The 13,613-nt window shown below is 53.4% G+C and carries 14 protein-coding genes; 2 read left to right on the top strand and 12 right to left on the bottom strand.

The genetic code is table 11. From position 1 onward, the window contains the following. Positions 1-5 precede the first annotated feature (5 nt). Positions 6-1,019: a replication initiator protein A gene (locus tag KQI82_RS05435; protein WP_216522153.1), complete on the bottom strand. Its 1,014-nt coding sequence runs from the start codon at positions 1,017-1,019 to the stop codon at positions 6-8. A gap of 230 nt (positions 1,020-1,249) precedes the next feature. Here KQI82_RS05435 and KQI82_RS05430 point away from each other — a divergent pair, with 230 nt between their 5' ends. Both KQI82_RS05430 and KQI82_RS05425 read left to right on the top strand, forming a co-directional pair. Further along, positions 1,250-1,504 (top strand): DUF4160 domain-containing protein, encoded by a 255-nt coding sequence (locus tag KQI82_RS05430; protein ID WP_216631856.1) that lies wholly within the window; start codon positions 1,250-1,252, stop codon positions 1,502-1,504. 11 nt (positions 1,505-1,515) lie between these two features. Further along, entirely contained in the window at positions 1,516-1,950 is a 435-nt protein-coding gene (locus KQI82_RS05425; protein ID WP_216631855.1) for a DUF2442 domain-containing protein, read from the top strand. 46 nt (positions 1,951-1,996) lie between these two features. On the opposite strand, the gene KQI82_RS05420 is transcribed toward KQI82_RS05425, so the two are convergent. The 11 genes from KQI82_RS05420 to KQI82_RS05370 all read right to left on the bottom strand — a co-directional run bounded on the left by KQI82_RS05420 (position 1,997) and on the right by KQI82_RS05370 (position 13,607). After that, the gene (locus tag KQI82_RS05420) at positions 1,997-4,156 is read right to left on the bottom strand and encodes a VirD4-like conjugal transfer protein, CD1115 family (RefSeq protein ID WP_216631854.1); all 2,160 of its coding nucleotides are present in this window, start codon (positions 4,154-4,156) and stop codon (positions 1,997-1,999) included. Then, positions 4,104-5,210 carry a Clp protease/crotonase-like domain-containing protein gene (locus tag KQI82_RS05415; RefSeq protein ID WP_216631853.1) on the bottom strand — a complete coding sequence of 369 codons (1,107 nt, stop codon included), beginning with the start codon at positions 5,208-5,210 and terminating at the stop codon, positions 4,104-4,106. The genes KQI82_RS05420 and KQI82_RS05415 overlap by 53 nt, the downstream gene beginning before the upstream one ends. Before the next feature lie 324 nt (positions 5,211-5,534). Next, complete coding sequence (locus KQI82_RS05410; protein WP_216631852.1) at positions 5,535-6,218, bottom strand: YggN family protein; 684 nt, start codon at positions 6,216-6,218, stop codon at positions 5,535-5,537. After that, positions 6,211-8,184 (bottom strand): VirB4 family type IV secretion system protein, encoded by a 1,974-nt coding sequence (locus KQI82_RS05405; protein WP_338148950.1) that lies wholly within the window; start codon positions 8,182-8,184, stop codon positions 6,211-6,213. Before KQI82_RS05405 ends, KQI82_RS05410 begins: the two co-directional genes overlap by 8 nt. Positions 8,185-8,256: 72 nt before the next feature. Further along, positions 8,257-8,583, bottom strand: coding sequence for a type II toxin-antitoxin system RelE/ParE family toxin (locus KQI82_RS05400; RefSeq protein ID WP_216522145.1), 327 nt, complete (start codon positions 8,581-8,583; stop codon positions 8,257-8,259). Next, the gene (locus KQI82_RS05395) at positions 8,573-8,839 is read right to left on the bottom strand and encodes a type II toxin-antitoxin system Phd/YefM family antitoxin (protein WP_216522143.1); all 267 of its coding nucleotides are present in this window, start codon (positions 8,837-8,839) and stop codon (positions 8,573-8,575) included. The genes KQI82_RS05400 and KQI82_RS05395 overlap by 11 nt, the downstream gene beginning before the upstream one ends. 81 nt (positions 8,840-8,920) lie before the next feature. Then, a complete protein-coding gene (locus KQI82_RS05390; protein ID WP_216631851.1) occupies positions 8,921-9,595 on the bottom strand; it encodes a hypothetical protein in 675 nt (224 codons plus the stop codon). Beyond that, positions 9,592-9,897, bottom strand: a complete 306-nt coding sequence (locus tag KQI82_RS05385) for a hypothetical protein (protein WP_216522139.1) — start codon at positions 9,895-9,897, stop codon at positions 9,592-9,594. The genes KQI82_RS05390 and KQI82_RS05385 overlap by 4 nt, the downstream gene beginning before the upstream one ends. Further along, on the bottom strand, positions 9,887-10,159 hold the full coding sequence (locus KQI82_RS05380; protein ID WP_216522136.1) for a helix-turn-helix domain-containing protein: 273 nt from the start codon (positions 10,157-10,159) through the stop codon (positions 9,887-9,889). Before KQI82_RS05380 ends, KQI82_RS05385 begins: the two co-directional genes overlap by 11 nt. Then, positions 10,160-11,512 carry an NlpC/P60 family protein gene (locus tag KQI82_RS05375; RefSeq protein ID WP_216631850.1) on the bottom strand — a complete coding sequence of 451 codons (1,353 nt, stop codon included), beginning with the start codon at positions 11,510-11,512 and terminating at the stop codon, positions 10,160-10,162. Next, complete coding sequence (locus KQI82_RS05370) at positions 11,505-13,607, bottom strand: TrbL/VirB6 family protein (RefSeq protein WP_216631849.1); 2,103 nt, start codon at positions 13,605-13,607, stop codon at positions 11,505-11,507. The genes KQI82_RS05375 and KQI82_RS05370 overlap by 8 nt, the downstream gene beginning before the upstream one ends. Positions 13,608-13,613: the final 6 nt, after the last annotated feature.

Here is a 13,613-nt window from a genome sequence, read left to right as displayed (position 1 = left end):
TCCCTTCAAACGGCCGCGCAGATGGTATTGAGATATGGGTCGATCATAAGATCGCTCTCACTTTCGGCAATGCAGTTGAACAGCACCGCCATGGTGTAGGCCGTGCTGTTTTTTACATTCCGCTCCTGATTGGCGCGGAGCTTACTCTCTGCCTCCCGCAGGATCATGCCGTCCAGCCGTCTGAGCTTTGCCCGCACGCGGCTTTGCGGAAGCGTGGCATTGCCAATACGGAAGCTGTCGGCATAAAAAAGCCGCTCAATGGCGTTTTCAAACACCAGAGCGGTTTCCGGTGCGAAGCATTCAAGCTCGCAGCCGTCCAAAATATCCAAAAGTTCTTCTTCTGCGTCCCCGTCGGTCCGTCCGTCCTGCACCGGGGCTCTGACAGACTGACGGACTTCCATATGACTTTGATCAATCTTTCTTTTTTCTTTCTTACTTGGCGTCAATTTCTGCGGTTCTGGAATCGCGGATTTTGCAGTTCTTGAAGCGCAATCTTCACGATTCTTGGACAGCAGATTCTGCGGTTCTTGGCATGCTGCTGAAGGTTTCCCATCAGCAAGACCCTCCAGATTCGAGGTTCTTGAACCGCGTACTTCCGATTCATCCTCTGTGATAAACGGCGCACAGGAATAGTCCGGATCTTCGATCGGTGTGACACGGGCAAGATAGATCTGATTGGCATCACCTCGCCCGCAGCGTTTTTCCCATACCAGCTTGAGCTCCACCAACTTCTTAAAAGCCGCCGTGACCCGCTGCTCACAGATGCGCAGCTCTTTGGCAAGCGCTTTGCGAGGAAAGATCACAAACACCTCCCCGCGCTCGTTGACCCATCCGTTCCTGCGCGAGAGCTGGAAGCGGTTTAAGAGAAAGGTGTAGGTCACCTTGGCATCCAGGCTCATCTCGCAGTAACGTGGATCAGAAAATAACCAGCGCGGCATCTGCATATGATAAATACTCTGCACGTCTGTCTGGCACATCAGTTGGAAAGTTGGACGCTCCTTCATTTTCGCTGCCCTCATAACGGGCACCTCCTCTTTCTTTTTTGATATAGGCAAACAACCTGCCTGTTTTCCAATCGCGTTACTGCACGCCGACAGCAAGTACAGCTTTCTTGGATTGGGGACGCGGACTGCTTTTCGTCATTTTGTGGATTTCAATGTCACTTTCAAACATTTCTTTAGAACTCTATTGACTAAAATCACGGTATCGTGATATAATGATGATGCTATGAAAGGAGGCTTGATTTGCGATGCCTGTTTTATCAAGGTTCTATGGAATTATTATCAGAATGTATTTCCTGCAAAGCGAGCACAATCCTCCGCATATCCATGCAATTTACAACGAGGATGTTGCTGCAATCGACTTTATGACCGGAGAAGTCATTGAAGGAGAACTACCGCCCAAGGCGCTTGCAATGGTGCGAGAGTGGTTGGGACTGCACAAAGATACTTTGCAGGAAATTTGGGAGACGCAGGAGTTTAAGAAAATTCCTCCGTTGGAGTAAGGAGGCAGCTTATGTTTCACAAGGTAAAAAGCGTATCTCCGCTTGCCGACTTCAAATTGAGTGTTCAGTTCAGCGAGGGCGTTACCAAGCTATATGATGTAAAGCCTTTGTTCGATAAGATTCCTGCTTTCAGCTATCTGAAAGATCATCCTGATGAATTTTCCGACGTTGCTGTCGATGTTGGCGGCTATGGCATTGTCTGGAGCGATGAACTGGATTTAAGCTGTGACGAGCTGTGGGAACACGGTGTGCAGGTAAATACTCCCTTTGACGGTCTCATGGCGTTCAGCGACGCCACTGAGCTGTGGGGACTTAACGAGAGCACTCTGCGAAAGGCAGTCACCTACGGAAAGCTTGTAAACGGCGTGGATGTCTGCAAGTTCGGCAAGCAATGGGTCGTTTCGATTGACGCCATGAAGCGAGAGTACGGGCAAACAGTACGCTGACAATGGAATATTTTCTTTAAAGAGAGACCGAGAAATCGGTCTCTTTTTATATGCCGCGGCCCGGCGGTATCCGAGTGGGATCGTCCAGTTCTTCCAGTTCCGGGTCATCGCCTTCCAGAATAGCTTCGCAGGTCATCTCCACAAGACCAATTTCCTCCGGAGTCATGTTGTCATTTCCGCAGGAGCTTCCGCTGGCTGCGGCTTCTTCGGTGGGAGAAGTCTGGGGCTGCATATCCGGCCGTTTCCCCGATGCAGGCGACGGCTGTGGTGCGGGCGGAGCGGACGATGTGTTCCTTGCAGCGGCCGATGTGCGATTTCCTGCCGTGCGACGCTTTGCACCCTCTTCTTCTCTCTTTTTCCATTCCGGCACATAGTCAAAGACGCTGCATTTTTTCAGCTTTTTGTATTCCGGCAGTTCCTCCAGCATGATCTTATAGAGCTGGGCGGGCTTATAGTGGTTGAACATCACAATACAGAGAAACTTATTGAGCCGCAGGAATTCATCGGGCTGGAGGAGGTCTCGCTGGGTGTTGCTTCGCGTCTGGGAATAGGGGCGGGTGGTACTGTAGATGGGAGAAAACAGCGGTGCCAAGGGAAACTGATTGTTGGTGACGGAGATCGTGACCTTACCGCACTTTTTAGCAAAGTATTCCGCGCTCGTCATATCGTTGCAGCCCATGTAGAGGGTCATGTCAAAGGAGCCGAGCTGATTTTCCCATTCCTTCCCCGGATACTTTTCCTGCCATTGGGAGAGGGACTGCACCGCCACCTGCACAGACATATTGAAGCCGCGGATGGAGTTGAAAACATCAGAGATGCCCTCCATGTAGCCGATGTTGAGATATTCTTCCAAGCAGAAGTTTGTCAGAACGGGAAGCCGTCCTCCGTGGAGACGGGCGTAATTGGATAGTTGCGGGAAGGTCAGGGAGAAAAAGAGGGAGCTTAAAAATCGATAGGCGCTATCTTGTGCGGAGATGATGACAAAGTACGCACAGGGCTTTTGCCCGGGAAGAAGCAGGTCTACATCGTGGTTGCGGGTGATCTTGTCCACCAGCGGATTCTGAAAGACCGCGAGACGGTTGCCAAGGCCGATGATGATATTGCCCCAGAGGTTTTCCCTTGCCTTCAGAAAGAGGCCGTGGGGCCCTTTGGCGGGATGCTCCGGCGGCAGCTCCGCAAGGATGCGGTTGATCTCGTTGACGCTTTTATAGGCGAGGATCTTATAGACGTCTCCGAGGCTGCGCTGCTCCAACGGAAGAAGATTGCCGCGGGCATCCTTCAGATTGCAGACATAGTGGATAAGTGCCATCAGGAGGTTCAATTCCGCACGGCTCCAGAAGTCATCCGCCTCCTTGGGGCCGGAGGTGTTTTGAATGATGGTGTTGGCCACGGTGGTTACAAGGTCAGGGTTTGCTTCCAGTCCCGCAAGGCAGTTCCAACCGTCAGAGTGCGCCATATCGAGGAAATTGACCGCCTTGACATAGAAGCCATGCTCCCGAAAATACGGCGCAAGGTTTTCAAAGAGTTCGCCTTTGGGGTCGGTCACGACAACGGATTCATGGTGTCCGCCGCTGCTTCGCTGCGCGCAGCCCATGAGGAAGGGAATGATAAAGCCTCTGGACTTATAGGAGCCGGGTGCGCCGATGCAGAGGATGTTATTGTTTTCCCCAGGCTTCATGCGGTGCGCCACGTAGGTGGCGTATTTTTCCGGATCATCCGGCCGCGCCTTAATGCGTCCAAGGAGCATTCCGGTAACTTCTTCGGCGCTGCCCAGCTCCAGATGCTCAGCAAGCTCCTTTTTTGTCGCAAATCCGGAGGTGCCGTGAGTGCCGTCCGGCAGGATATCAAAGCCGCGGGCGTCCCGGGTAAATTTGTAGCCTGAAAACCAGCTGTAGCCTTTTTTCGTAATGAGGCAGACCATAAGGGCAATGAAGGTGGAAACGCCAAGGCCAAAGGGCGTAAAAACAGCGAAGAGATTTTTGAAGGGGTTGAATACCCAAATGCTCTCGATCACTTCACCGGTGGTGTTGAATACGGATTCCTTTCCCAGCTTGAGGGAATTGAGGAACATTCCGTAGAGATACCAGCCGATGCCGCCCAGCACCGCATACAGCGGCACGCGGGCCTTATTTCGTTCATACCAGCAGCCCCATTTATTTGCGAGGCGATCCTCTATCTTTTCGATCAACTTGGATAAGCGGGGCATCCACCACGGCTCCTTTCTTCGTCAGATATTGTGTGCAAGGGGGAAGATAGAGCGACGGAGGATGGCCGAACAGCTCCGTCAGAACGCTCTCCGTCACCTTATAGATGACGGCGTAGCCGGTATCTTTATAGCGCCGCAGCAGCACCGCGTCACCCTGAGCATCCAAGGCGGCCAGTGAAATCGGCAGGCATCCCCTCTTTTTTGCGCTTGCGATGGCGGCATCAATCCGCCGCAGGTTCATATCCGCTCCAATGACGAAGGGGCGGTTCTGGTAGATGGCGTCCCACGCGGGAGCATCCTCCGGCGGAGGGCGGTAAGCAGAGCGCAGCATCAGCTTTGCAAGCTTCATGCGGTAGTCCGGAACAGCCATAATTTGAAGCTGACGCGCGCCTGTTTCATCACAGGAGAGCAGATGGACGGGATAGTGAAGTCCCCGATAGGCTTCGCTATATCGGATCAACTTGGCATCCCGCTTTTCATCACGCGCCTTGAGTTCCTCTATGATGTCAGCGTAGGAAGCTCCAGCGAAGAGAAAGGCACGCTGCGTGTCTTTGCCGAAATTGGTGTGATTATGAAACGCTGCCAGTTCGTCATTGACCGCCATGCGGCCGATTCCAGAATAGATATAATGTACCGCGTAGTAAGTGCTGCCCAGATGTGCAATCGCCCCGACGCGGGCGCTGCCCCATGGATTGTGTCCGCGGCTTCTTGTAATCGCAGTAATAAACAGCGTGGAAGGCTCCGCCAGACTGTTCGCTGTTATTGTGAATACATTGATCCCCGCATGGTAAGCAGTCATCATCAGAGCGGAAAGCCGCACACGCCGCTCAATCGCCGCATCATGGTACGAGAGCGTCAAATTTGGAACATCACCCTCTAAGGCTGCCTGCAAAAAGGCTCTACCGCTGTTTGTGAGAAGCAGCGTGTCACTTCGTTGATGGCGTTTGATCAAGCCCAGCGTTATCAAGTTTTCACGCTCTGTTTCTGTAGAGATACTGCTCAAATCATCGGGACGCACATTTTGACACCAGCAGAGAAGCCTCAGAACATCCATATCTCTTACGCTCATAAGCACACATGAACCACTCCCTTCCCAATTCCTGCGAACGCCGAAATCGCCCTTGCGCCGAAAACGGCGCAAGAACAATTTCGGCGTCCTTACGAGCCGCTATGTGGGCGCAGCCTGTTGCCCCCACATAGTAGACAGGTCAGTATGCGAAAACCGGCCAAAAACACTTCTCAAAAAAGCTGTTGTTTCAAGCCTTCCAAGCCCGCTGACACCCAACAGGCCAGCCGCGCTGCAAAGCAGCTCCAAGGCGCTTGAAATCAGGCAGCAATCTGTTGGGTGTTTTCGCAGCTTTTTCACCTGCTTTGCCCATCAGCACCATCCACCGAAACAGAAGTTTCCGGGGGCATAGTCACTGGAATGTGCGGAGAAAAAGTCATGAGCATCGGACAGGGGCAGGACGGTGATATGACAGCACTCCTGGCTTTGCACTGCCGTAGAAAGAAGGGCGACTGCCAGCGTATGCTGGTCATCATCCGGAATAAGTCTTCCTTTGATGGCGTTGCTGACCGCCTTCCACCCCTTGTTGTCCTGATCGAAAATATGCCGGCCTTCCATGGCGGTATGCTCATCAATGATCAGCATGGCCCGCTCAAAAAACGGCAATTCCTTTCCACACGCCTCATAGCTGTCCAGCAGCCGCCGAATGGTATCGCTGAGCCAGTTTGGGCTTTGATACCGGCAATGGGGCAGCAGCGTATTGATCGTGATATGGAGCCAGCCATAGCCAAAGGCCTCCACGCTGCCCGTTACATCCATGGATGGCAGAATTGGCTTTTTCGCAAAGCCCCCGCTTCCCGGTGCGTACCGCTCGCAGAGTTTTCGCAGTTCCAGAGTGGCTGCTTCAAATTGTTCCATCGTCTGCTCCAATGTCTTTTGCAGCTTGTTTGGATTCATCTGCCCGCCGTCTGTCAGGGCAACCAGAGAGCCGGTCTGTCGGAAGGCATTGCCGATCAGTTCCTGAATCCGCATCATATCCCGCTTTAGATCATTCATCGATTTGCCCCGTTCGCTTTACGCGCAGATCGGTGGGTGAAGTGGTAATGGCTTCATATTCCTTTGGTGTCGTGTGGAACGCAATGGGAACATGGTTGTAGCCGATGCAGAGAAGTCCCTCGCCGCGCCGAAAGCGGGTGATCTGCCGAACCTCATCTTCGGAAAGGTTCAGCTTATCCTGAATGAGCCGTGCCTCCTGCTCCTCCATCTGCATAACCAGTTTAATGCGGCTGGAATCGAGGATTCCTTTGCCGTAACTCCCGCCCTCCAGACTGAAAAGGTCCTGCATTCCCTGGGTGCTGGTAACTGCGATCCCGCCAAGGCCACGGATGGTCTTTACCATTTCCAGCACAAACCCGGCCGCCTGCGGGTTTGCCGTAGCACCCACAAGACTCCATAACTCGTCTGCCAGAAGCGCCGAGAGTTCGTCCTCACAGTTCATAATGAGGTCGTAGGCGATGCTGGTGGCCCAGAAGGTGCCGTCCGCGATCATATCATCCGGCATACCAGAGAGGTCGAGGACAATGTACTTATTGTTAAGTTCAATGTCGTTTCGGCCTGCCATTGCCGCAGCCGAGCCAGTGACATAGCGAGAGAGCACTACTGCCAGATGCCGCGTGTCCTGCTCTTGATAAAGAATCTCATACCAGTCCGAGAGAATGGGCATGGTGCGGAAATTTCCGTTCTCATCGACAATGGTGCTGTTGTCGAAGGTAATGCCGTAGCGCTTATAAACCTCCACCAGCGAGGAGTCAAGGCGGCTCTTATCCTCTTCGTTCAGATCCTTTTTCTTCAGAGAAAACCAGATGATCAGCTGCGCGATCTTGTCTGCCAGCACAGAGTCATCCCGCGCGGCGATATTTTTGAGCTTTGCGTAGGAGTCCAGCGATTTCCGCCGAATCGCCATCAGATTCGGACAGTCCTTTGAGGATGGCGACATCCGCAAATACAGCCCGCCCAGACGCTCACAGAGGGGGCGGAACTCATGCCCTTTCTTGGGAACGATGATGATGACCCGCTTGCCCTGTTCCCGCAGCCGCCCACCGAGACATTGCAGCGTCACCGTCTTGCCTGCACCGGTAGAGCCGCCGATCCACCAGTTGCCGCTGGTGTACTTATAATCATCATAGGGATTGAGAAATACCGGAGAGCGGTTGTAGAGGTTCAGTCCCAGAAAGATCCCATCGTGGTCACTCAGCTCATAGGAAACGAACGGAAAGGCTGCTGCCACGCCGGAGGTCAGCGCATTGCGGCGTGCCTTACGCTCAATATCCGGATCAAGCGCCAGAATGGGAAGAGCCGAGAGAAACGCCTGCTCGTTTTTATAGTCGCAGCGCCGTGCGATCATATCCACGGATACGCACAGCTTCTCCACCTCTGTGACGCGCTGTTCCAGCGTTTCGGGATCAGATGCCGTCACTTCAATCAAGGTATGCATATAATAGAAATTCTCGCCTTGCCGGTTCATTACATCCTTGAGATAAAGGCCGGAACTGATCGCACTATCCAGTTCCTCGTAGTCCTGCCGCGTATCGCCCACATCCCGCATCCGGGAGCGGTTGACCATAGTGGTCTGGGCGATTTTGGAGAGGATCTTTTCCTTGGGCTGACGCTTGACGAGAAAACTCAGGTTAATCCCTTCGCCAGCCTCCACCAAAGGCGCAAGCCAGCAGGTGCCGACGGTAGTGGTATAGCCATAGCCCGTGATATAGAGATAAGCATGATACACGTCGTCTACGATGATGTAGTCACGGCTTTTTGTATCCACCGTGGTGGGAGAGAGAATGTCAAGAATGGTGGTGGAGCCTGCTTCAAGCTCACTGAGATCCGGCTTTTCCTCGCCAAAGAGCATCCGCTTCAAAAAAGGCTGTTTTTTGATCTGACTCTCCCCAGGCTGTTTTTTCTTACCAGTCTTCTCCGGAGCGGACTTTGCCGCCGGCGCCTTTTTCGTTTTCGTTTTAACCACTGAATCACATCCTTTGCATACGTTTTGGGCAGCAAAAAAGCACCTCCGCAGAGATGCTTTTGCTGTTGTTTTTTAAGTTGTTGAGTCCGGTTCTTCCATGCCGAAGATATGGTAGATGTAATTTTTCCGGGCGTCTGCGAGATGGTAGATATAGACAGTATCACCTTCAATTTTATAGACACAAGCATATTGGTCAATGAACAACGCCCGAAAACCATGCTTTCCCATCAGCGTGTCATATTTCAAAACACCTATTTCTGGAAAACGCTCGAGTTGATTTACGCTCGTCAGTATCTTACTCGCAAACTTCCGCGCATACGGCAGACCAACTTCTGTTTTATAATACTGAAGCAATTGACGGTACTCATTGCGCGCTTCGCTCAGCCATTCAACTCTCACGAAGCAGCTCCTCCGTTTCCGCCTGCATATCCGCAGCAGAATAAGTCCTTGCGCCGGCAAATCTGTTCTGCTCTCTCCGAAGCATCTCAGCAAACAGTTCCAGCTCTGCCTGACGCTTCTCCCAAAGCTCGATCGGTAAAAAGACCATTTCGCCATCTCCGTTGCGCGTGAGGAAAATCGGCTCTTGCTTTTCGATGGACAGCTTCACCATGCCGTCATAATCATTCCGCAGTGCAGTAGCAGATCGAATCATCATGTGGAACGCCTCCTTGTATTTATTACTTCTTAATTATATAAGAATTATTACCTCTCGTCAAGAAAAATGCGCTCCGCCGTGTTATTCCCCATAGATCCCATGAACGGCCGTTGTCATATCGAAAACGCCCTCCGGCAGACGCACACGCTGGCTGGTTTTCTTGTTCAAAATCTCATAGAGCAGCTTGAGCACAAAATTATCGGAATACTGAGGCTCTAATACCTCCAGTTCACATAGATCCAGATACCGCCTTGCGGTGTCGGCCTCTTCGTTGAGCCGCTGGATGATGGCCTGCACCGTGTTGCGCTTGGCCCGCATGGAGGGTTCATACTGAAACACAAGGAAAAAGCGATGCCGCATGGCGCCGCCGGCGATGCCATGACCGATCTCCCGAATGTTATCCTCGATCATCTCCCGGCACGCTTCGTTTTCCTCCTGTTCTGCATAGCGCTGCATCTGCTCTACATACGCCTGCGTGTCCGCGGGCAGCGTGCGGGCGATCATCTGCAGTTCATCCGGTGCGATCTGCAAATACGATGCAAAGGACGAGATAATATTCTGCCGGTCAATGGCAGACTTCAGATAGATGTTGACAGGCAGCACTTCCATGATCTTCACAAAGCGGTTATCTTTGGTGATGACTACGCCGCCGATGATATTTTTGATTGGGAGCCACGCCTGCACGCTGTCACGGTATACTCCGCCGCTGCCGTCGGTATGAACGCTTCCTCCAAAAATCAGTTCCTTGAGATTCATTTCCTGACCTCCCCTCGAAATAAGATAATCCGGCGGGATCTCCGCCATTTCCACCAGCTTCCCAGCCACCGTGTCATACTGTCATCACTGATGCCGATCAGCCCAAAGCCGCCCAGCGGCACAATGATCGTCAGCGTCACTATGATTTTCGGAGTCAGATCCAGCGGAAGAAAAGCAATGCAAAGATACAGTGCCGGGAGCGTCAGGAGGACAGCCTCCACCAGATTCCGCAGCTCAAAGAGTCCCATAACGCGGCCTGCATCTGTAAAATTGGTAGGAATGTGATAGACCTCATAGTTCATTCGGATCCACCTCCACGGCATCTAACAGATGTCCTTTGTGCTCATAGCAAATCTGTGCCAGCTTCATCAGCTCCTCTGCACGGGAGAGAATGATATCCAGCATGGCACGGTCCAGCGTTTCCGCATTTCTGGGCGTACAGTTTGCCCTGCCCAGTTCCAGCAGGCTCAAATACTGGTTGCTGAAGCTGCTGTGCTCTTCCAATTCCATCAGCGTAATGCCGCATTTCAGCCGTATATAGCGTAAATAGGTTGTCTCTGCCAATTACTCCACCTCCAGATAGTCGATATAGGGCAGCTTACACCACCCCTGCCAGCCGCGTCCGCTGACTTCGGTTTTCACAACACCTTTTCGCGTTCCCATGGCTTCTATTGCGTAACCGCCGCCAATATAAACGCCGGCGTGTCCGCTTTTCCATAACATCAGTCCGGGGATTTCCGGCATGGAGGATACCGTGCCGTAGTCTGTTCCTTGAATGCCGGCATTCTTTGCCGCCTGATACATCTGATCCGCACCGTAATCCGGCATTCCGTTTGCGGCATAACCGATGCGCATGGTGGAAGCATCCAGCCACGCATAGCCTTTGATCAGGCCGATGCAGTCTGCCGTGCGCCGTCCCAGCCAGTTTGCTTCAATAAAATCAGCGTAATTGCCGACTCCGTCCGGGTACTGCTGCTTTTTATAGGCAAAGAGGGACTCTGTGAGAATATTGCCGTAGGTTCCCCACACATAGCCCCAGTTGTTCTCCCACGCCTGCACCGCATAGGCGGCAAGGTCGAGATTATTTTTCGTAGACGGGCTGACAAAACGGGAAATGTCAATGTCATTATCATAGCTTGTACCATGCTGAATATCGCCGGAATAGGAGCCATCCCCGCTGTAATCCGGTTGGTAGGCGCTGAAGTACCCGCCGTACTTCTCAAGCGCGCCGCTATCCTTCAGCGTTTCAAAGAGGGCGCCTGCCCACTGTCTGGCATCCTCATTGAAGCCCATCTGCTCCATCAACTCTTCCGGATCGATCCGCTTGATCTCTACCTCCAGCGTTGCGGAGGTGCTGCCACCCAGAAGAGAAAGCGATGGCTGATAGGACAGGGTGGATTGGCAGAAATTCTGAATCAGCTCCGCGCTCATGGCGTCCAGATCCTGCTCATAGGCGGCGGAATTGATTGCAATGATCCAGAGCAGGTCATCCTCTTTCATCGTGTTTTTGACTTCAATATGGTCAATTGCCGTTCCATCCGCCTCATATTCCGCCGCAATACCGGTTATGATGGAGTCAATCTGCGTTCGCTCGAAATCATCCAGACTCATATACGCCCCGCCGATACGCATGGCTTGTTCCGTCATATGGATCACCGAAGCGGTATCAGAGGAATCGTAGCCGAAAAAAATATTGGGCAGCGCTGTAAATACTACCATCGGGATCACGATTAGGATGAGCAGAACGGCAAGGAAAAACTTTACCAGGGCCGGAACGGTTTCTTTTACCGCAGCGGCAGCGGCACCGTGAACACCAGACACCGCAGCAGCCTGCGCAATCCGGTAGGCTGCTTTTGCGGCACGGCCAAGATCAGCCGCCGTTTGAAGGGAAGATCGGGAATTGTCTTTCTCATCCATGCTTCTTACCCCGCTGTTTTCTTGACGGTTTTACATCGCCGTCTGCCTTTACGCTGCCTTTGAGTGCCGCAGTTGTGGATACCGCTTTCTTTCCGGGCTGCGCGCTGCTTTTCGCAGAAGGTGCGGACGGTCTGACTGTCTGCCGCGACTGTGATGCCGATGGGACGCCTGCCGCCGTTCCTGCCGGGTCGGGGTGTCGGTTAGGCGCTGTCCCTTTGAGTGTCGGCGCGGCGGCTGCGGAAGCACTGCGCGATTCCTGCCGGATCGGACTATGCTGCCGTGCATCCGGAGAAACTGCCGTGCGGCTTGGAATACCATTCCTGCCGGGTCGCGGTTCTCCAGACGGCCGCTGCGCAGAAACGGCGCTTTGCATTCCTGCGGTGCCGGGGTGCGGGCTTTCCGCCCGAGGCGGCGATGCCTGACCGGTTGGCTGCTTGGGTGGCCGCTGCGTATAGCGCGCATTGGGTGTATGTTGCTGCACGGTCTGTATTCCGCCGCGAACAGAGGCGGTGGTAAGCATCGCGCCACCAATCCCCGCCGCAGGTCTTGGAGAGTTGTCCTGCAAAGTGTTCACGGTGGTTTGTCCCACCGTGATCCCTGTGTGCTCTGCGGCCTGCGTCACCTGACCAGTTGCTCCACCCTGTACTTTTTGTGCGTTTATCTGACTCATACGGGAAGCGGATGGTGCTGCCGACGTTCCTGCACGGCCGGGCTGCGTTGTCTCTGGCGAATGTACTCTCATGCGCTGCGAGGCTGGGGAGCGCACGCCGCTTTGAAGAGTCTCTGCCGCTCCCGCCACACTGGGGCGTGCCGAAGCGCCAGCTTTTCCTGCCGTACCGGGTCTGCCGGATGCATTCTGCGCACCGACAGGCGGTATCTTTGTTGCAGCCTTGATATGTGTCAGAGAGCGGCGTGTGCCGAGAGGAACAGAACTTTTCCGTTCCTGCGAGGGCCTTGGCGCTGTCGAATTTTTAGGCATACTGTCCTGCGCAGCAAATGGGGCGGACTTTTCCTGCGAGGGTGATTGCGGCGCGCCTGTATGTACTGAGGCGCTTTGCGCATCAGACGATTTCTGTGATGTGCTTTGATTTGTGCTGCTTTGCTGCGCTGCGCTTTGCCGGACATACTCCGCCGTGTTGCCATGACCTCCGCCGGGCCCGCCCATGCGGGGGCCGCCGGACGGCGCGTTGGGCGCAGCGCCTTTGCCGCCGTTTCCTGCGGACTTGCCCACTGCCTTTGTAATTTGAGAAGCCGCACTGCGAACCACCATATAAGTCAGCGTGCCGGGGAGTCCTCTTCCCAGAGAGTCACCGGTGATAGCGGGATTTAAGCCGATGCGCGTTACAATGGCGTCTGCTTTCCGTGCGACCTTGACAATCGTAAGGATCAGCACGATCCACGGGAGAACATCTAAACCGCTGGGAACTGTGGCAAGAACAGACAGCAGCATTTTGAAGAAAATCACATTTGTCACCATCAAAAGGCACATACTGCCGAACATCCGGCACCAGCCTGTGAAAATCTCCGAGGTGCTTTTGCTGCCGCCCATAGCAAAGGCCAGCGGCGCTGTGATCGTAAGCATGGCGAGGATGACATACCGCTCCGCAATCTCCAAAAGAAGCTTAAACACCTTGAACATCACGATAATGCCGAAAATAATGACCAGCAGCCATGCTGCACCTATGGCTCCGAATACGCTCTCATCTACAAATGTGACATTAACTGCGTCAGGAATCTGGAGCAGCTCAATGATCTTTGACGTCATACTCAGCCCGATCTCGCAGATCTGCGGACTTGCCAGCAGTAAAAACGCAAAAACGAAGGTGCGGGCAAAGAGCAGCTTTGGATCTTCTCCTTCAAAGCCAAGCCCCACCGCCATACTTTTGAGCGCCTGAAAAACCAGATTGCCGATCAGGAGCGCCCAACCAACTGCCAGAAGGATCTGCATGATCTCGTCCACAACGGGAGCGTGGCTTTTCAGATATGCAAAATCCATACTCATAATATCCAGCAGCGCCGTAGAGAAATATTGCCAGCATTCCAGAGCGAGCCCATAGGCCCATTCGAGAAAGCCTTGAAAAATAAGCTCAAGCAACGGGGA

Origin of the sequence: Dysosmobacter acutus (genome assembly GCF_018919205.1) — a bacterium.
In the GTDB taxonomy this organism is placed as follows: Bacteria; Bacillota; Clostridia; order Oscillospirales; family Oscillospiraceae; genus Oscillibacter; species Oscillibacter acutus.
The sequence above is the reverse complement of the archived record's forward strand: the minus strand, read 5'-3'. Positions and strand labels throughout refer to the sequence as shown.

Coding starts and splice junctions, on each gene's coding strand:
- KQI82_RS05435 (WP_216522153.1), bottom strand. CDS start 1,019: ATGAGGGCAGCGAAAATGAAGGAGCGTCCAACTTTCCAACTGATGTGC.
- KQI82_RS05430 (WP_216631856.1), top strand. CDS start 1,250: ATGCCTGTTTTATCAAGGTTCTATGGAATTATTATCAGAATGTATTTC.
- KQI82_RS05425 (WP_216631855.1), top strand. CDS start 1,516: ATGTTTCACAAGGTAAAAAGCGTATCTCCGCTTGCCGACTTCAAATTG.
- KQI82_RS05420 (WP_216631854.1), bottom strand. CDS start 4,156: ATGCCCCGCTTATCCAAGTTGATCGAAAAGATAGAGGATCGCCTCGCA.
- KQI82_RS05415 (WP_216631853.1), bottom strand. CDS start 5,210: ATGGATGTTCTGAGGCTTCTCTGCTGGTGTCAAAATGTGCGTCCCGAT.
- KQI82_RS05410 (WP_216631852.1), bottom strand. CDS start 6,218: ATGAATGATCTAAAGCGGGATATGATGCGGATTCAGGAACTGATCGGC.
- KQI82_RS05395 (WP_216522143.1), bottom strand. CDS start 8,839: ATGATGATTCGATCTGCTACTGCACTGCGGAATGATTATGACGGCATG.
- KQI82_RS05390 (WP_216631851.1), bottom strand. CDS start 9,595: ATGAATCTCAAGGAACTGATTTTTGGAGGAAGCGTTCATACCGACGGC.
- KQI82_RS05385 (WP_216522139.1), bottom strand. CDS start 9,897: ATGAACTATGAGGTCTATCACATTCCTACCAATTTTACAGATGCAGGC.
- KQI82_RS05375 (WP_216631850.1), bottom strand. CDS start 11,512: ATGGATGAGAAAGACAATTCCCGATCTTCCCTTCAAACGGCGGCTGAT.